General features: G+C 39.1%; 18 protein-coding genes (1 of these 18 running past the window's edge). 2 read left to right on the top strand and 16 right to left on the bottom strand.

What is annotated here, in order from left to right:
* The 8 genes from MHH87_RS16480 to acpS form a co-directional block, all read right to left on the bottom strand.
* Positions 1-283 carry the 5' portion of a SprT family protein gene (locus tag MHH87_RS16480; protein WP_340750309.1) on the bottom strand. Its footprint begins 200 nt before the window's first position, so 283 of the gene's 483 nt are visible here — the first part of the coding sequence; the start codon lies at positions 281-283; its stop codon lies off the left edge, out of view.
* A 130-nt stretch (positions 284-413) separates the two neighbouring features.
* Positions 414-2585, bottom strand: a complete 2172-nt coding sequence (locus tag MHH87_RS16485; RefSeq protein ID WP_340750311.1) for a Tex family protein — start codon at positions 2583-2585, stop codon at positions 414-416.
* 490 nt (positions 2586-3075) lie between these two features.
* A complete protein-coding gene (locus MHH87_RS16490) occupies positions 3076-3474 on the bottom strand; it encodes an anti-sigma regulatory factor (RefSeq protein ID WP_340750313.1) in 399 nt (132 codons plus the stop codon).
* A gap of 398 nt (positions 3475-3872) precedes the next feature.
* Positions 3873-4223 (bottom strand): type II toxin-antitoxin system PemK/MazF family toxin, encoded by a 351-nt coding sequence (locus MHH87_RS16495; RefSeq protein ID WP_340750315.1) that lies wholly within the window; start codon positions 4221-4223, stop codon positions 3873-3875.
* 4 nt (positions 4224-4227) lie between these two features.
* Entirely contained in the window at positions 4228-4521 is a 294-nt protein-coding gene (locus tag MHH87_RS16500) for a transcriptional regulator (protein ID WP_445683107.1), read from the bottom strand.
* A gap of 145 nt (positions 4522-4666) precedes the next feature.
* Complete coding sequence (gene alr, locus MHH87_RS16505; protein WP_340750317.1) at positions 4667-5788, bottom strand: alanine racemase; 1122 nt, start codon at positions 5786-5788, stop codon at positions 4667-4669.
* Positions 5789-5877: 89 nt separating this feature from the next.
* A complete protein-coding gene (locus MHH87_RS16510; RefSeq protein WP_340750319.1) occupies positions 5878-6879 on the bottom strand; it encodes a LolA family protein in 1002 nt (333 codons plus the stop codon).
* A gap of 65 nt (positions 6880-6944) precedes the next feature.
* On the bottom strand, positions 6945-7298 hold the full coding sequence (gene acpS, locus MHH87_RS16515) for a holo-ACP synthase (RefSeq protein WP_340750321.1): 354 nt from the start codon (positions 7296-7298) through the stop codon (positions 6945-6947).
* 152 nt (positions 7299-7450) lie between these two features.
* On the opposite strand from acpS, the gene MHH87_RS16520 reads away from it, so the two are divergent.
* Positions 7451-8056, top strand: a complete 606-nt coding sequence (locus MHH87_RS16520; RefSeq protein WP_340750323.1) for a rhomboid family intramembrane serine protease — start codon at positions 7451-7453, stop codon at positions 8054-8056.
* A 111-nt stretch (positions 8057-8167) separates the two neighbouring features.
* Here MHH87_RS16520 and MHH87_RS16525 read toward each other — a convergent pair whose 3' ends face one another.
* The 7 genes from MHH87_RS16525 to MHH87_RS16555 all read right to left on the bottom strand — a co-directional run bounded on the left by MHH87_RS16525 (position 8168) and on the right by MHH87_RS16555 (position 16767).
* Positions 8168-9637, bottom strand: coding sequence for a PH domain-containing protein (locus MHH87_RS16525; protein WP_340750325.1), 1470 nt, complete (start codon positions 9635-9637; stop codon positions 8168-8170).
* Complete coding sequence (locus MHH87_RS16530; protein ID WP_340750327.1) at positions 9630-10109, bottom strand: PH domain-containing protein; 480 nt, start codon at positions 10107-10109, stop codon at positions 9630-9632. Before MHH87_RS16530 ends, MHH87_RS16525 begins: the two co-directional genes overlap by 8 nt.
* Before the next feature lie 386 nt (positions 10110-10495).
* Entirely contained in the window at positions 10496-12040 is a 1545-nt protein-coding gene (locus MHH87_RS16535) for a DEAD/DEAH box helicase (RefSeq protein WP_340750329.1), read from the bottom strand.
* A gap of 357 nt (positions 12041-12397) precedes the next feature.
* Entirely contained in the window at positions 12398-13090 is a 693-nt protein-coding gene (locus MHH87_RS16540) for an alpha/beta hydrolase (RefSeq protein ID WP_340750331.1), read from the bottom strand.
* A gap of 131 nt (positions 13091-13221) precedes the next feature.
* Entirely contained in the window at positions 13222-14601 is a 1380-nt protein-coding gene (locus MHH87_RS16545; protein WP_340750333.1) for a UDP-N-acetylmuramoyl-tripeptide--D-alanyl-D-alanine ligase, read from the bottom strand.
* A gap of 11 nt (positions 14602-14612) precedes the next feature.
* Positions 14613-15686: a D-alanine--D-alanine ligase gene (locus MHH87_RS16550; protein WP_340750334.1), complete on the bottom strand. Its 1074-nt coding sequence runs from the start codon at positions 15684-15686 to the stop codon at positions 14613-14615.
* Between the two features lie 331 nt (positions 15687-16017).
* Positions 16018-16767 (bottom strand): hypothetical protein, encoded by a 750-nt coding sequence (locus tag MHH87_RS16555; protein WP_340750337.1) that lies wholly within the window; start codon positions 16765-16767, stop codon positions 16018-16020.
* Positions 16768-17039: 272 nt separating this feature from the next.
* Between MHH87_RS16555 and MHH87_RS16560 the strand changes: the two genes are divergently transcribed.
* Positions 17040-18236 (top strand): FtsW/RodA/SpoVE family cell cycle protein, encoded by a 1197-nt coding sequence (locus tag MHH87_RS16560; protein ID WP_340750338.1) that lies wholly within the window; start codon positions 17040-17042, stop codon positions 18234-18236.
* Between the two features lie 261 nt (positions 18237-18497).
* On the opposite strand, the gene MHH87_RS16565 is transcribed toward MHH87_RS16560, so the two are convergent.
* Positions 18498-18635, bottom strand: a complete 138-nt coding sequence (locus tag MHH87_RS16565; protein WP_340750340.1) for an Lmo0850 family protein — start codon at positions 18633-18635, stop codon at positions 18498-18500.
* Positions 18636-18688: the final 53 nt, after the last annotated feature.

Here is an 18688-nt window from a genome sequence, read left to right on the forward strand (position 1 = left end):
CTTCTAGCAGTAACATACGGAAGTCCTTATCACGATGCTTATACCCTAATCCTTGAATATGTAAATGGTAGTGGCAAAGCTCATGTAAAATAATGCCCCGCAATTCATCTATTCCAAAATAATCATACAGCTTTTTATTTAGTTCTATATTATGTGATCTTAACAAGTATCGGCCTCCCGTTGATTTTAAACGGTTATTGAAATAGGCATTATGTAAAAACGGCCGATTAAAATACTGTAATGATAAATCTTCTACTAATTGTTGGGCTTGTTCATCCGTCAACATCTCTCCCCCTTAACATGGCACATCTTTCCCCAAAAATAGAGCAAGCTGATGTCCTATTTTATGTTGTTAAGAACGTTACACTTTCTCAAGCAAAAAAGTGCGCACGAAAATCTGCGCACTTACTATTTTAGTCCATTTGAGCTTCTGGTGGTAGCATTGTCAAAGAAATACGGCCTTTATTTGCTTCTACCTTTTCTACCCAAACGGTTACGATGTCACCAAGAGCAACTACTTCAAGCGGATGCTTGATTCTACGCTTTTGCAGCTTTGAAATATGCACTAAACCATCCTGCTTCACACCGATATCAACGAAAGCACCGAAGTCCACAACATTGCGGACTGTCCCTTGTAGCTCCATACCTACTTGTAAATCTTCCATCTTTAATACATCCGTTTTTAGAAGCGGCTGCGGGAATGCATCACGGGGATCACGCGAAGGCTTCATTAATGTATCGACAGTATCCTTCACGGTTACTTCGCCCACGTTTAATGTAGCACTTAGCTCTTGTACATTTAGCTTACAAATTGCTTCTTCTGCTTTTTTCGTGCCAACATCCTTTTTCGTAATACCCGCTACTTTTAAAATTTCCTCCGCTAGCTTATAGCTTTCCGGGTGAATACCTGTTGCATCTAGTGGATTTTTTGCCTCCGCAATACGCAAGAAGCCAATTGCCTGTTCAAATGTTTTTGCACCAAGACGCGGAATTTTCTTTAGCTGCGCACGAGAAGTGAATTTTCCTGCTTCGCCGCGGACATTGACGATATTTTCGGCGACTGTTTTTGATAAACCTGAAACGTATTGTAATAGCGAAGCAGACGCTGTATTTACATCAACTCCAACTTGGTTAACAGCTGTTTCTACAATAAATGTTAAAGAGTCTGCTAACTGTTTTTGCGATACATCATGCTGATACTGGCCAACACCAACTGCTTTTGGCTCAATTTTCACAAGCTCTGATAATGGATCTTGTAGACGACGCGCAATCGATATGGCACTACGCTGCTCCACCTGTAAATCTGGGAACTCGGCACGTGCCACATCCGATGCAGAATATACCGATGCACCGGCTTCATTAACAATAACGTAAGCAGCATCCGTTTCAACTTCTTTCAATAGGTCTGCGATAAATTGTTCTGTCTCACGAGAGGCTGTTCCATTGCCAATCGCAATAATGCTAATCGGATACTTTTTAAGAATTTCTTTTACGACCGCTTTTGATTTTACGATATCAGGCTTTGGTGGATGTGGATAAATCGCTGTCACTTCTAGCATTTTTCCAGTTTCATCGACAACAGCTAGTTTACAGCCTGTACGGTATGCTGGGTCTACCCCTAATACCATTTTCCCACGCATAGGTGGCTGCAGTAATAAATTACGTAAGTTCTCAGAGAAAATATGAATAGCCTGCGCTTCCCCTTTAGCTGTTAACTCTCCGCGTAACTCCCGTTCAATCGATGGCTGGATAAGACGCTTATAGCTATCCGCAATAGCAAGCTTCACTTCATCCACCGATGTCCCGCTAAAATTGCGTGGAATCCACTGTTGTTCCATGATTTGAGTTGCTCGCTCAAGTGGTACCTGAATAGCCGCACGAAGAATATCCTCTTTTTCCCCACGATTAATCGCTAAAATACGGTGTGGTACAATACGGTGAATAGGTTCCTCATATTGATAATACATTTCAAACACTTGCTTTTCGTCTTCTTCTGCATTTTTTACAGACGTTTCAAGTTTCCCTTCGCGCCAGGATAGCTGACGTAACTTATCACGCACTCCCGCATCATCTGCAAAACGCTCGGCTATAATATCACGTGCTCCATTTAGTGCATCCTCTACGGTTGAAACACCATTTTCTTCATTAAGAAATGAAGCAGCGATAGTCGCGATGTCCCCCTTAGTAAATTGCATTATTTTATCTGCGAGCGGTTCCAGACCACGCTCTTTTGCAATCGTTGCTTTCGTACGGCGTTTTTGCTTATACGGACGATATAAATCTTCCACGCGCTGCAAGATTGTTGCACCATTAATTGCTGTAATTAACTCTTCTGTTAGCTTGCCTTGCTCCTCGATTAAACGTGATACTTCTTCTTTTCGATTTTCTAGTTGCTGTATGTAATGATAGCGATCTTCCACCGCTTTAATTTGAACTTCATCTAATGAACCCGTCGCTTCTTTTCGGTAACGTGCAATGAACGGCACAGTATTGCCATCCTCTAAAAGTTTAATGACCGTTTCTGCCTGATGCGGCTTTACTTTTGCATCGTTTGCAATGATTTGTAGCATTTGTTTATGTTCCATTTTTCCACTACCCTTCTTTGTTTATTACATTTATCCCGCATTTCCGAGGAATAATACCCATGCTGATTGAAGTTCCACTTTATTTTACCATTTGATTACACTTGAACGTAAGTTAGTTCCATTCGATAAACCTACCTTACTCGCGAAAGCAGGCAAATTGATGTCCTTTCATGAACACTAAAAAACGAGTCTACTTTTTATAAAGTAGACTCGTAGTATAAGAACATAATGAACACCACCACTCGAGTCAAAATTGAATAATTCATCAAGCGCTTGGTAGGTAAGCGCCCTCTCCATTACCTCTAATACATCTTCTGCTCGTACGTCTAAATAAATTACTATGAAGATCGCCGTAACTCGGTCGTTAATGCTTCAACCGCCGATTTTAATATCGTAGTCCCCGTTCTATTATTCCATTAGAAACTCAAACCGCCCATGTTTTATTATATAAAAAACGTTTAATTTCCCTAGTACTCTAAATTATTTTCTGCTAAATCCATTTCTCTACTCGAATGGTTGTCCCTTTGTTGACGAAAGATTGAACATCCATATCGTCCATCAATTGTCGCACTCCTGGTAAACCCGCACCTAAGCCGCCTGATGTCGAATAACCAACCTCCATTACCTTGCGTACGTCTCCTATTCCAGGCCCTTTGTCTGAAGCTGTAATTCTAATTCCTTCTCTATCATTTTCGCTAATTCTTTCTATTGTAATCTTACCTGCACGAGCATATAAGTAAATATTACGTGCCAGTTCACAAATCGTTGTCGTAATCTTTGCCTGATCAAGTGTACCAAATCCCACAGACTTAGCTTCGTTACGACCGAGTTGACGTGCCGCTACAATATCCCATTCCGTGCTTATCTCAATAATAGCCTTTTTACTCATCACTGTCCCCCAATTCCAGTTGGAGATTCATTGGTGCTTGAATAATCCCTTTTTGATTCATTTCGAAAATATACTTTCACAAGTTACAATCAATTAATAGCAACAATTACGATACTTCTATCTATTAATATACCGAAGCAACCAGTCTATAGTATCCAACTAAGTATAGTACGATTTTTAGTTATATCGTTAAATTTTTAAATATTTTAAATATTTAATTGATTATAATACAAAGAACCAAAAATTACTCGTTAAACATTCTACCTTTGAATAATATATTTACTTGTTTATACTTTCGTTGTATCACATATCGTTTTAAGTTTTTCGATTATTTTAAGAAAAGAATATGAAAAAACATCGAAACAAGTTGTTTCGATGTTTTTTGGTTTTTTTATGTATTAAAATTTAACTAGCCCTAAACTGATTTCAAGTGCAACATCTACTTTTTCCATCAATTGTGCATCAAGCTGTGTAATGCGATCTGTTAACCGCGACTTATCAATTGTACGCAATTGCTCAAGCAAAATTACCGAGTCCCGCTCAAAGCCATATTTTTTGGCATTGATTTCAACATGTGTTGGTAATTTTGCTTTTTGAATTTGCGCAGTAATTGCAGCAATGATGACAGTAGGACTGAATCGATTTCCTATATCATTTTGGATTATTAATACGGGTCTAGTACCACCTTGTTCAGAACCTACAACAGGTGAAAGGTCTGCAAAAAAAACGTCTCCACGCTTTACAATCAAATTGTCATCCCCCGCTTACGAGACGCTCCACCATATGTTCCGCTTCATACTCTGCATGTAAACATTCACTACAAATAGACAGATTTATGTGCGACATTTCCACATAGCCTTTCATTAAAGCTTCCCGTATTTGATTTGGTTGCTTATGCTTCGTAAATTTACGAGTTGATAGATACGTAATATCTTCGTCGCTTACAAAACTACTCCCAAAAGTCCGTTGAAATTGAACAAACATTTCTTCTGGCAGTCCTACAAATACTTTTTTCATTACAACATCGTCTAATTTCTTTGCGTACACAACAAGCACCTCCACCAAAACGTACCATTTTACATTCCTAGTTCATTTTAGCATTGAATAGAAACGATTAAAAGACAAGAAAATAAAAAAACTGACAATTCTTGTATTTATAGGTTCGTTTTATGGAGTTTTATATCGAAATTACTTACTTAATATAGATTCTTGGCACTCTTGACGTAATAATACACGGTACTTCATAGTTGATTGTTTCGACTTTTGTCGCCCAATCATCTAATGTAATCTCTTCTCCCTGCTGCTTACCGACTAATGTAACTCTCTCTCCAACATTATATGCTGCGGGTAATAAAATCATACATTGATCCATACAAATTCGCCCAATAATTGGCGAACGCTTGCCATCAACTAATACGTCTTGACCGCTAAGCTTACGAATCATACCGTCTGCATAACCAATCGGAATCGTACCAATATAGCAATCGTCCGCTGCTGTAAATGTTGCGCCGTAGCCAACTGATTGACCAGCGTGCAATTTTTTCACATGCACAAGTTCTGTTTCAAGTGCAAGTGCCGGGCGGAGTGGAAATGGTAGCACTTCTCCAACATAAGAAGAAGGAAGCAGACCATACATTGAAATACCGAAACGAACTGCATCAAACTGTAAAGATGAATGCTTAATTAATGCTGTTGCAGTATTTGCTACATGTACAAGCCTCGGTTTTTCAGGGAGATATTGTAAAAGTTCTTTAAATTTATCAACTTGCTTGTCGAAATACAGTGTTTCTTCTTCGTCAGCCGTAGCAAAATGCGTAAATATTCCATCTACACTAAATTGTGCAGTCGATGTAATTATTTCATATAGTTGGAGTAGCTCTTCTAGCGAATTAACGCCAATTCTACCCATCCCCGTGTCGATTTTTATATGGAGTTTTACAGGACTTTGTAGCGACTTTATTTGTTGGGCTTGTTCCACCCATTGTACTGAAAATACTGCTAATGTAATGTTTTCACTTGCTGCATAAGGGATGAATGAAATTGGCGTAGCGCCTAGTACTAAAATATCAATATGCGCAAAGTGTTGGCGTATGCGCACTGCTTCATCCGGTGTTGCAACAGCCAGCATCACTGCCCCCGCTTCTATTGCTGCTGCTGCTACTTGAATATCACCGTGTCCATATGCATTCGCTTTTACAACCGCAATAATATCTACATGTGGCTGCAAATAATTGCGTAGTGACTGAATATTTGCTTTGATTGCTTGTAAATCAATAAGGGCTTTTGTTGGACGATAATACGTTAAGTTTTCCATTTTGCATATACCTTCTTTTACTAGTATTAAACTACTTCGACTGAATTCTACCTATTTTTTAGATTTATTTTAGTAAGTAGATGTTACATTTACTTCATACTATCTTCTGTAACAGAGGCAGCAACCTCCATCATTTCTTCTCTAGATAACTTAGTAGAAGCAATAAAGAATGAGACACCATCCTTTTCCCAGCTAATTGAATGATCTGTCATAGCTCCAATCGTAAATCCTAAATCAGCTGGATCTCCAGGAGAGAATACAGGCAATGTCGTTTCATTATACACAACTGGTTGTTGCATTAATGTAAACGGTTTTTCTCCTTCAAACGTTAAAATAACTCGCTCTACTCCATTATCATTTATAGACTGAGTATCTACAAGCTTTGTATGATCCCAATTTAACTCTGGGTAATGTGTACGGAACTCCTCGCTCTCTATATCGGCTGCTGCTGTTTCTTTTTCTTCATTTTCCGTAAACTTTTCAACGGCATATTCTTCTGCTTTATGCTTGGCACCTAAATCAATTGAATTAAAAGTAATGACGACTTGCTCCTCAAGCGCCTCATTCATAATGCTAACACGTGTAGGCAACATTGTTTTTTTGTCGACAATAATTTGCTGAACAGGTAAAGCCGTTTTTTCGCGATTACGTGTTGCTACTTCAAAAACATAGTGTTTTTCTTCTTCCTTCATGACGGCTGCCTCATCAGATAATAAATCCTCTGCTAATGCACCAATTAAATATGCTTGGCTATTTTGCTTTGGCCAATCACTTTGGAACTTATACGTTTTTCGTAGTGATGGGGTAACAACAAACACCCCTTCTTTGTTTCGCACAATCATTTGTGTAACATCCTCACCTTGCTCTTTCACCGTCACACGGTAAAAATCAGGCTTTGTATGCCAAACATTTACATCATATACCCGTGGCTCACTTCCTGTTTTCACTTCCATAGATGCACTTAGCTCATACCCTTTTGCGTCATTCCACTTTTCATTTGCTTTGTGTACAACATCCTCCTGTGATGCTTTTCCACAAGCACTTAGCACCACCATACAAATAACGAGCAAAGCGACTATCCGGAATTTCATTTCTTCATCCTTTCTCCATTCTACTCCGATAAATCAGCATATGGAGATAACATAAAAATTATGTATTAATTCATTAATACAACCTGCGCAGCTGCTACTTGATTTGTATGCGTAATTGAAATAAATGCATTTGCTAGCTGCTCGTCAAAAAATAACACTGGCTTCCCGCTGTCATCTTTTAATATTTCAATTTGCTGTAGCTCGCAGCCTTTCCCAATGCCCGTACCATTTGCTTTCGCATATGCTTCTTTTGCAGCAAAACGCCCTGCTAAAAACTCGATTTTACGCGAGAGAGATAATGTGTCAAAAATCTCTAATTCTCGCGGAGTTAAAATTCGTTGCTGAAATTTTTCTGAGCGATTCATCGCCTTTTCTATACGTTGTAATTCTACAATATCCAATCCAATTCCTTTAATCATCTAAGTTTCTTCCTTTCATTTCTTAGTCATTCCAATGTATAATAATTTTATTAGAAAGACATATACCGACCAAAGATAGGTCGAGATGATGTCTTTGCTTATGCAGATAACCTAAAACCTTACATTCTTATCTGCTAAATCGAGGTGGAAAAATGTTTATTCGTAGAGAAAATTTCAAGCAATATATTCGACTGTATCCGGTCGTCTCCACAATTATCACCATTAACATAATTGTTTTTATTATTACACTCCTACCAGGTTTTGGCGATGAAATCCTTTATGCCGGCATGAGCGTCAATGGATTAATCGCTGAGGGCGAATGGTGGCGCATTATTACGTCGATGTTTTTACATGGCGGCTTTATGCATGTACTGTTTAATATGTTTTCACTATTTTTATTTGGACCAGAACTTGAAAATATTGCAGGCAAAATTCGCTTTTTAACAGTTTATTTCCTTGCTGGCATTTTTGGAGCAGCCGCAACATTTGTAACGCAAGACGCATTATATGCTAGTGTTGGCGCAAGTGGTGCGATCTTCGGAATTATTGGTGCATTTGGTGCGCTCGTATTTTACACGCACAAATCTTTCCCTCAACTACGCCAAATTATTTTACCGATTATCGTCATTAGTGTTATTATGACCTTTTTACAACCAAATATTAATGCTGCTGCCCATTTAGGTGGCCTCGTTGCCGGCTTTGTATTAGGACTTGTTTATTTTAATCCCAAAAATATGCTGCGCTGGCGTATGAAATAAAGGGGGCTTACAAAGTACAGGACGTACTAGCGGCGACATTAATCAGCCTGCCTCCTAAATGCGAGAAAAAGGACATCTGCTCATGAATTTTCACGGGAGATGTCCTTTTTCTTATTCACGTTCATACCAGTGATAAATTTCTTCAATTTGCTGTTGCTCCATATGATACGCCTTCGCTGCAGCACCGTTCATACCTGACATAACAACAATGCGCGCAGAGGCTACCTTCTTACGCTTTTGGAAATAGCTTTGACTGCTTTGCACAACTTGAATTCGTTTTTTCTCTGCAAAGAATGTGACGCGACTAATTCCTCGTGACACAATCGTTAGCTGTTGATCGGCAATCGTAAAACCCGCCGTCTTATGCCGCCAAATGCCAAGTACAATGACCGGTACGATTAATAATAGCGACAACAAGCCGTACGGGAAAAAGAAATACGACAATACCACCATTAAAGGTACTACCCAAATGAAATCAATTCGGTAAAAAAACTTCCTTGCTCTATTAGGCGAAGACACTTCAGGTGTGTAGTTAAAGTTTAACTGTGGAAACAGCTCATTTAGCGGGTTTAGCGCAGCTTTTTTTGAAATAAGCGGAAACAGTACAATTTTCTTATCCTTATCCCCACTAAATCCTCCACCAGCACTTTCAACTACTACAGCCGCCAATCCTAGCATTTGGCGAAACGGATTTTCAACGATTTTAATGGCCTGCACACGGTTAAGCGGAATCGTAATTCGCTTCTTTTCTAATAATCCACGCGTAATAACTAACCGTTCGCTTTCCTCGGTCACAGTAAAATTATAGTAGCTAAGGAATGTCATAATGACAGATACTACCCAAGCCAAAATTAAAGAAATTACTACTAAAATTGTGATAATAAGAAAGCTATACTTCATTAAGTATGATAATTCTTTAAAAATCATTTCAAACGGAATCAAATCCGCAAATTGTGATACTGCAGCAATAATCCCTGCTAGCACTACACCTATTCCACTTGAAGTCGTTGCTAGTAATAACAACTCCCCTGTTGCCATCTTATGCAACACTTTTACTGGGGGCTGAAGGATTTCTTCGACTACTGCCGCATCTCCCGTCGTTATTTGCTTCGCTTTCTTCATCTCACGTTCAATTTGCTCTGCTGCCTGCCTTGTAACAGCTGTTAATTCTGCTTCAGGCTTGCCATTTTTGCTTCCAGCCGTTTCAACCATTACTTGCACAAGTCCAAAAAGCCGGTGAAAAATACCTTCTTTATAATTTAAACTTTGGATTCGATCGAATGGAATATACCGCTTTTTTTTCACAAATAGCCCGTATTCGACACGCAGTTCACTATCCTCAAACCAATAGGTAAACGTCCACCATTTTACAATACCATTAAACAAGGAATAGATAACAAATACAAATAAAAACAATAGCGGAATCATCTCACCGATAAAGTTTTCATCGCGGTAATCAAAATTAAAATTAAAGCCATTTGCAACAATTAGTATGGCAATCGGAATTAGCAGTTCCTTAAAAGCTTTAAGAAAATTAATAACTGTAGTGATTGGGTGAAGTTTGTATTTTTCATTAGACATCTTCTTCCGCCACCCTTGCTAATTCAGAAATTTTTGTACGAAGCTGATCTGCATCTGCCGTCAAAAGCATCGGAATCGTGTGAACCGTTGCTGCCGAGGATATGGAAATGTTCGCCAAGTCATATTTCTTTAAGATTGGTCCCTGTTCCGTATCGACATGCTGTACACGCACCATAGGAATGAGTGTACGAGTGACGACAAATAAACCACTTTGAATTTCGATTTCTTGTTCTCGCACTTCATAACGCCAAACTTTCCAACGTACATTGGGGAATACAATAACCATTAAAATGCCTACCACTAGTACTAGCACACTAGCAATGAAGCTAATATACTCTGGCCATTCAAATTTATACGTCAGAAAAATAACAACCCCAGCAATAATTGCTAATATTATAGTTTGAAATACACCATATAAACGCCAGACAGTCCGCGCTTTTGGAGGGATTTGATAAATCGGTTGTGCTCTCACTACTTCCACCTCGTTTCTTTATTAGTTTATACGTTCAATACTGTAAATTGTTTCAAATTATTTGAGAAGTGCATTCGCGCCCTTTTGCACGCGACAAGCGCTGGAGAGTTCGAAGCAAAGGCCCTTATCACCCGAGGACCGACCGCTACCTTTAGAGGCTGGCGCTTTCGCCTAGACGTAGCATTTACTTATTTGAATGTTATCCAATGTTACCCACATGGCGAAATTTTATTATTTCCTTAACCATAAAAAAGCTGCATAACAAGACGATTGCTCATCTTGCCATACAGCTTAGAAAGACACAACTCGCCCAAAACAGGGCGAGTTAATGTTCTTACTTATGTGGATGGGAAAGGTATACTTTCTTTTCCACTAAAAATTTTTAATTAGTCTTCGCGACGTTGACGACGAGGAGCTCCGCCTTCACGGTTTCCGCCTTCACGACGGCCACCTTCACGACGAGTACCACCGCCAGCAGAACGACCACCACGGTCTCCACCACGGTTACGATCGCCACCGCGACCACCGCCGCTTGGACGACCACCACGACCACGATCTCCGCTACGGCTACGGCCACCGCCGCCACCGCCACCTGAACGTTCGCGACGCATTGGTAATGGACGCTCTTCAGTAATTGAGATAGGTGTTGCATCAGGTTCTTTAGTTATAGACTTAAGTGCCGCTGCAACTAAATCAATTGCATCATTACTTTGTAATAGTTGAGCCGCAAATTCACGGTATTCACCTAGGTTGTTATTTTGAACCATTTCTACTAAAGCTCTCATTGATGCTTCTTGTTGTCCAGCTAACGCTTCTTCTGAGCTTGGTGGACGTAAAGGAGTCATACGCTTTTTAGTAGTTTCTTCAACGATACGTAAGTAACCCATTTCACGTGGAGTTACAAAAGTAACTGCTGTACCAGACTTACCAGCACGACCAGTACGGCCGATACGGTGAACGTAAGATTCTGGATCTTGTGGAATATCAAAGTTGTAAACATGTGTTACACCTGAAATATCAAGACCACGTGCAGCAACGTCAGTAGCGATTAAGATATCAATTTTACCTTCTTTAAATTGACGTAAAACTGAAATACGTTTCGCTTGGCTTAAATCACCGTGAATACCTTCTGCGATAAATCCACGTAATCCTAATGCTTGCGATAACTCATCAACACGGCGTTTCGTACGACCAAAGATAATCGAAAGTTCCGGTTTTTGAACATCTAATAAACGAGATAATGCGTCAAACTTCTCACGTTCTGTCGCTTTCACGAAGAATTGTTCGATGTTGTCAACTGTTAATTCTTTTGCTTTAATTTTTACGATTTCAGGGTTTTTCATGAATGTCTCTGCAATTTTACGGATTGCTGGAGGCATAGTAGCTGAGAATAGTAAAGTTTGGCGATCAGATGGCACGCTTTCTAAAATCATGTTGATGTCATCGATGAAGCCCATGTTTAACATTTCATCCGCTTCGTCTAATACTAAAGTTTGAACTTCGTCTAATTTAAGTGTGCGGCGGTTGATATGGTCTTGGATACGTCCAGGAGTACCAACGATAATTTGTGGTTTGTTTTTAAGTGCACGTATTTGACGGCTAATTTCTTGACCACCGTATACTGATAGTAATTTAACGCGTTTGTCATAACCTAGCTTGTAAAGTTCTTCTGAAACTTGGATTGCTAACTCACGAGTTGGTGCAATTACTAATGCTTGAATGTTAGGGTTTTTAGGATCGATTTTCTCAATTAGAGGAATACCGAACGCAGCTGTTTTACCAGTACCAGTTTGTGCTTGGCCTAATACATCGCGGCCTTCCATAGCAAACTTAATAGTACCTTCTTGAATTGGTGTTGCTTCTTCAAATCCCATACGTTGTACTGAACGTAATGTAGATTCGCTAATATTTAATTCTGAAAAATTTGTCAAACTCTTCAATCTCCTTTTTCCTTATAGGTTGACAAATGGTTACATTTTCAGATGACATGTCGGCAAATTGGAGCCTGTATATGGAACGTTTCCGTTACTTAAAAAATTCTCTCTGTGTCTAGCAGAGCTCTCTTATATGAAAAGGAAAGCCCGGTCATTGCCGAGCGGTTCAATTCTATACTTCTAATTGTTTTCCGTAAATAAAAAATAGAATAAAACCGTTAAGTTCAAAAAAAAGCACTCTTCAACAATTAAATGAAGAGCCTTCGCACAAAATGTATCCATTGCTTTACATAGTCTATCATGGGTTGTGACGGTATGCAACGATAATGCTTGTATCTAAATAATCTGACTTTTCTAGACCTTGCACAAAAACTTCATCACCTCACTAAACCAGCTATCACAATCTTCACTATAGCAGATATGATGTTTTCCACCCGTTGATAAATAAACATACTTCTCCGCAGAAGAGATATGCTCCATTAAATAGTGCGCTGTTGCCTTTGGGACAATACCGTCTAGTTCGCCTTGCACAATATAAACGGGGATCTTAATATGCGAAATGTACGGCTCCACTAAGCGAACAATTTTCATAAATTCAACTGTAGCACTAAACGGAACATGCTTTAGTTTAAACGCATAACGTTGAAATAATACATTGTTTTTCAACGACCCATGTATTGCATCATCTGCTACATCACGTAAATCACGAACAAGCTGTGATGGACTAACATATTTTGCTGCCGCACTAAGCAGTACAAGCTTTTTCACCTTGTACCGTTTAGCTAGATATAGCGCAATCATGCCGCCCATCGAAAAGCCAACAATAATTATTTCATCCACCTGTTTTGCTAAACTGCGATACGCAATCTCTGCTGTCATGAGCCAATCTGTTGCTTTATAGCCCTTCAACGATAAAGCCTCTCCGTGCCCAGGCAAAGTTGGCATGTCTATTACCCAGTCTGTTCGTGCTGCTATATAATCGGCAAATGGTTGTATTTCATATGTACCGCCAGAAAATCCATGAATCATCAATACACCTATTGTCATAAGTTGCCTCCGGAATAGTCGTTTCTTTTATATTAACTCGTCGGGTGAAAAAGAAAACCTTTCAGCAAAAATTGCCAAAAGGTTTTCACATTTACAAAATTATTTTTACATATTTTTTTGTGGATATAAATTCATTCAAACCCTCTACTGAATGAGTTTAAAATTGTTTCTAACCTCATGCCACGAGAGCCCTTAAGTAAAATTATAGATTGATCTGTAGCATACTGCTGAATGTATTGGATAATAGGAGCATAATCTGCTTCTGAATAAATGAGTCGATCTGCCTCAAAACTCCTTTGCAACTTGTCATATAGCCACTTCATACGTGGACCATATAAACAAACACGAGCGATTTCCTCAGCATGAATGTAGTCTGCAGTCTGTTCATGGAACTGCTGCTCATTCTCACCTAATTCCAACATATCTCCCAGCACAAGCCATTTGTCATCACGCATCTTTGTTGATGTAACGAACTGAATAGCCGCGTTCATAGATGTTGGTGCTGCATTGTAAGCATCATTAATAAATAATGCCCCGTTGCTGCCGTTTACAAGCTGCATGCGCATATCCGTCAGCGTTACTTGTTGCAGAGCTGCACGAATTTGTTCATCAGTAAGACCCATCGCTTTACTTACAAGCATTGCATTTAGCGTATTTTTCACTTGGTGCTTTCCTAAGACAGAGATGAAAAATTCGCCCTCCATTATCCCTTTGACTTGGAAACGGCTACCGGATTCAATCGTTTCAATATCGTATGCCATTAAATCATTGTACTCACCAAAGCCAAATGATTTAGTTTTAGAATACTCATCTTCCGCTACTAAATGTTGTAGTAACGGCTCATCCCCATCAAAGAACAGTACACCCTCTTCAAGTAAACCTTTAACAATTTCATATTTCGCCCGTGCAATACCTTCGCGTGAGCCTAGGTCCTGCATGTGCGCCTCACCAATATTTGTAATAACCGCTAAATGCGGTCGTGCTATGCGCGTTAAAAATTCGATTTCCCCGAAGCCGCTCATACCCATTTCAAGAACAGATACTTCTGTATCCTCGTCTAATTGTAATATCGTTATTGGCAATCCGAGCTGGTTGTTAAAGTTACCAATCGTTTTTTGCACTTTAAAATACGGTGCCAGTGCGCCTGCTAAAATATCTTTTGACGAGGTTTTCCCGTTTGATCCAGTAATACCAATAAACGTCGCTTGATGCTCGCTCCGGTATGCAATCGCCATTTGTTGAAGTGCTTGTTCTGGATCCTCGACAAAAATAAGAGGGCAATTGGCGGGTGGGTTGGGTTCATCCTGCATCCATAAAGATGCTGCTGCTCCTTTTTCAAAAGCTTGCTCGACAAATTTATGGCCATTGACCGCCTCGCCGCGAAATGGTATGAAAAGGTCCCCTTCTTTAATTGTTCGTGTATCAATAGAAATGCCACTTACGAAGGTCTCTTCAAATTGCTGGTTTTGAATGTTTAACCACGCCGCAATTTGTTTTAAATTCTTTTTCAATTTTATCCCACTCAATCTTTATTGTATTGAAGTTGTTGTTTTTCTGCGTGACGCTCAGTCGCAAGAGCAATTAATCGATCAATTAATGCTGGATAGCTCACACCTGTATGCTGCCATAATAGTGGATACATACTAACTGGTGTAAAACCAGGCATTGTATTTACTTCATTGATGTAAACTTCATTATTTTCTGTAACAAAAAAGTCCGAACGCACTAGGCCGGCACCGTCTAAAATTTTAAACGCTTTAACTGCCATTTCCGCCATTTCCATTTCTACATCCTTTGAAATGTCAGCTGGAATAATTAGCGCTGTTGAGCCGTCCTTGTATTTTGAATCGTAATCGTAAAAGTCTGTTACCGGCTTAATTTCTCCAGCAACCGAAACTTTCGGTTCATCATTTCCAAGTACACCCATTTCAATTTCTCGTGCGACAACCCCTTGTTCGACAATGATTTTTCGGTCATATCGAAGTGCAAATTTTACCGCCGCAACAAGCTCTTCTGTGTCTGATGCTTTGCTAATTCCTACACTTGAACCTAAGTTTGCAGGTTTGACGAACATCGGCCAACCTAGCTCCCTTTCACATTTAGCGACAATTGATGATAAATTAAGTTCCCATTCACTACGAATGAAATGTACATAGGGAACTTGCTTTAAACCCGCAATTTCAAATAATTGCTTCATCACAACTTTATCCATTCCTGCAGCCGATCCTAATACACCATTTCCTACATACGGAACATTTAATACGTCAAGCAACCCTTGCACTGTACCATCTTCACCATTTGTTCCGTGAAGTAAAGGGAAAACAACATCAAATTGTAGTTTTGTGTGTGCTTCGATAAATTGCATAATATTATTTAATGAGCTCGTTTCGATCGGCTCAAATTGTAATTGTTCAACGGTTTGTGCCGGTTCTGTTAATTGAGGTCCTACACGCCATTCTCCATCCAATGTAATAAAAATCGGATGTACTTCATACACATCAAAATTCAAAGCTTGCGTTACTGCTCGCGCTGTTAACAGCGATACTTCATGCTCCGCAGACTTTCCTCCATATAATAAACCGATTCTTTTTTTCATTACTTTGACCTCCAGTTATTGAGTATTTCTAGTTTATCACGAATTAGAAAAGCACTAAAGCGATCGATTATCCCCGACAAGCATTGGACGAAAAAAAGCCACGTCCTGCAGTATATTCGTTATTAACCAGTCCTTGTGCGTAGAGGTTCCTGACGAGTAGGCTGGCACACGCGAGGAGGAACATACTGCGACCTCAAGGGGAAGATGCTTTAGCCTAGACACATCGAAAAAGATGCACTCTTCTCTTTCAAAAAAAACGTAAAGATAAAACTTCTTACATATCGTAAATAAAACACTCACCGCTCCCGGAATTTCCCCAGTGCTGTGAGTGTTAGCTAATTTGTATAAATTCATCATAGCCTAGCTTTAAAATTTCGGTTAAATCATCCCATACTTCATCCGGATAATCGTAATAAGCAAGCGTGCGAATTTCGATACCATAATGCGAGCTCGGTTTATCCAATTTATATAAGGATAATAATGCCCCCTCCTTCGCATATGAGCGAAATGCCTTTAGCATTGATGGATCAATGGTTGGTGACTCATCCTTTAACTTACGGCGCCAAAAACTACCTGTTCCTTCTTTTTCCTTAATCATTCGATTAAATAAATTAGCAACGAGCAGTTCTGAATCCCCAATAAAACGGAAATAAATCTTGGTCATTTTATCAATGCTTGATGAATAATAAATATATCGATTTTGAAGCTTTGCAAAAAATGGTGACGCTAATGGCTCACGCTTATGTCGGAAATAAAGCAACTCCGCTTGTTCCAGGGGCGTTAACGCATTCACATTTTTTTCTGTAGTAAAATCAACCCAACATAAATCAGCCGCAACATCGGTTTCTTTTTTTATAAAGTTTGGAATCTCCTCGCTACTAACAAAGTCCAATTGGGTATGCATATTAAAAGAGCCATCCTCGTATGTGTGCTTTAAAAGTAAGGCGTTTTTCAACGGATCAATTGATGTCATAAATTGTTTTAGTGACAGACCGCTATAAACAACGAAATGATCGACATCGTTCATATGTACATATAAATGATGCATAAAGTCTTCTGCCGACTTCATTTTTTTCGCCACAACATACACGCTCCCTTAAAGATAAATAATATGATTATTATATGATGAATTGTTGTAATTTGAAACATTTTCTCACCGAGTTCGTCACATCTTTTAACTTCAGTCATTTACAGTTTTTTTCGGGATAATATGATAAAGTTAAACATGCTAAAATAAACATGTTTAATTAAGAAAGATAAGCTAAAATAACCACTCCGTGTAGTAACGGCTCTTTATCCGACTTTGTGTCGGCACTCAGATTCAAATCTTTAAATAACAGTAAGGTGGAATTCATGGAAAATAATAATCGCAATTTTGCAAGACGCTTCGACTGGACGCTTGCTTTAATTATAATGATGTTTCTTATTATTAGTTTACTCGCAATCGCTTCTGCTCAAACTTCCGGACAGTACGGTAGCACCAACTTTGTGATAAAACAAATCCAGTGGTATTGCATCGGCTCCTTTATCGTTGCCTTTGTTATGTACTTTGAACCGGATCAATTCAAGAAAATGGCATGGGTACTTTACAGCTTCGGTATTTTTTTACTAATAATGCTCATATTTATGCCTGAAGGGAAAGGACAAATCGGTGAGCTCGTTAACGGCGCAAAAAGCTGGTATCATACACCACTTGGAAATATTCAGCCGTCTGAATTCATGAAAACCTTCTATATTCTAGCACTTGCTCACTTAATTAGTAAGCATCATGAAAAATATTCTTTAAAAACAATCCAAACCGACTTTATTCTACTCGGAAAAATCTGTCTTACTTTAATTATTCCACTTGGCTTTATTATGACACAGCCCGATCTTGGTTCTTCTCTTGTATTTTTAGCAATTACCGCAGCACTAGTTATCGTTGCAGGGGTGTCATGGAAAATTATTTTACCCGTATTCGCAGGAGGCGTAGCTGTAGGCGGTACTCTTTTATGGATGGCTCTTTACGCTCAAGACTTCCTAGAAAAAACATTTGGCTTTAAAGCGTATCAATTTGCCCGTATTTACTCTTGGCTTGATCCGTATTCATATTCAACGAGTGATGGGTATCACTTAATTACCTCACTAAACGCAATCGGTTCAGGCGAGATTTTAGGTAAAGGCTTCCAAACTCGTGAAGTATACGTAGCCGAAAACCATACCGACTTTATTTTCACTGTTATTGGAGAGGAATGGGGCTTTATTGGTGCGAGTATTGTTATTTGCTTGTATTTCCTATTAATCTATCATTTAACAAAAACAACATTACTGTTAAAAGATCCTTTCTGTACATACGTATGTGCAGGGATTATTGCCATGATTACATTCCATGTCTTCGAAAATATCGGCATGACAATTCAGCTATTACCGATTACCGGCATTCCACTACCCTTCCTCAGCTATGGTGGTAGTTCACTAATGGGTAACGCACTTGCAATCGGGCTCGTATTTAGCATGCGATTCCATTATCGTACGTATATGTTCTCGGCAAACGACAATGAAGATGAATAGAAAAGAGCTAAAGCATCCGTTCACGCCCGACAGCAACGCTCCTTCCATGTAGTAACGGTTGCAAAAGCTTTATGTACCGAAAGTAAAACGGCAGGTACATAAATCACATCGTGTTAGCCTAGACATCGAATAAAAAGAAAATTCCCGCTGATTTACTCAGCGGGAATTTTTATTTTAGTAGATAAGAAAGTATAACTTTCTTATCTACATAAGTAAGGACATCATCTCGCCCTATATTAGGCGAGATGTGTCTTTCTAACCTTAATTTTGTGTTTGGGGTGTCTGTGTTGGGGGTGTTAAAACTTTTAAAAGCTCAAGACGAGATTTTGTAACTGTAGCCGTAACACCTAATTTTGATAAATTCGTAACGATTTGCTTTAAATCAATCTCTTTAGCCATTCGAATACACCTCAACCTTTCTTTCATTACTCTATATAACGCTTAAATTGCTA

It is taken from the genome of Solibacillus sp. FSL H8-0538, from assembly GCF_038003525.1.
In the GTDB taxonomy this organism is placed as follows: Bacteria; Bacillota; Bacilli; order Bacillales_A; family Planococcaceae; genus JBBOPI01.

Excerpts from the sequence above, each read along its gene's own strand:
- MHH87_RS16485 (WP_340750311.1), bottom strand. The coding sequence starts at position 2,585 with ATGGAACATAAACAAATGCTACAAATCATTGCAAACGATGCAAAAGTA.
- MHH87_RS16550 (WP_340750334.1), bottom strand. The coding sequence starts at position 15,686 with ATGAAAAAAAGAATCGGTTTATTATATGGAGGAAAGTCTGCGGAGCAT.
- MHH87_RS16525 (WP_340750325.1), bottom strand. The coding sequence starts at position 9,637 with ATGTCTAATGAAAAATACAAACTTCACCCAATCACTACAGTTATTAAT.
- MHH87_RS16560 (WP_340750338.1), top strand. The coding sequence starts at position 17,040 with ATGGAAAATAATAATCGCAATTTTGCAAGACGCTTCGACTGGACGCTT.
- MHH87_RS16490 (WP_340750313.1), bottom strand. The coding sequence starts at position 3,474 with ATGAGTAAAAAGGCTATTATTGAGATAAGCACGGAATGGGATATTGTA.
- MHH87_RS16540 (WP_340750331.1), bottom strand. The coding sequence starts at position 13,090 with ATGACAATAGGTGTATTGATGATTCATGGATTTTCTGGCGGTACATAT.
- acpS (WP_340750321.1), bottom strand. The coding sequence starts at position 7,298 with ATGATTAAAGGAATTGGATTGGATATTGTAGAATTACAACGTATAGAA.
- MHH87_RS16520 (WP_340750323.1), top strand. The coding sequence starts at position 7,451 with ATGTTTATTCGTAGAGAAAATTTCAAGCAATATATTCGACTGTATCCG.
- alr (WP_340750317.1), bottom strand. The coding sequence starts at position 5,788 with ATGGAAAACTTAACGTATTATCGTCCAACAAAAGCCCTTATTGATTTA.
- MHH87_RS16510 (WP_340750319.1), bottom strand. The coding sequence starts at position 6,879 with ATGAAATTCCGGATAGTCGCTTTGCTCGTTATTTGTATGGTGGTGCTA.
- MHH87_RS16565 (WP_340750340.1), bottom strand. The coding sequence starts at position 18,635 with ATGGCTAAAGAGATTGATTTAAAGCAAATCGTTACGAATTTATCAAAA.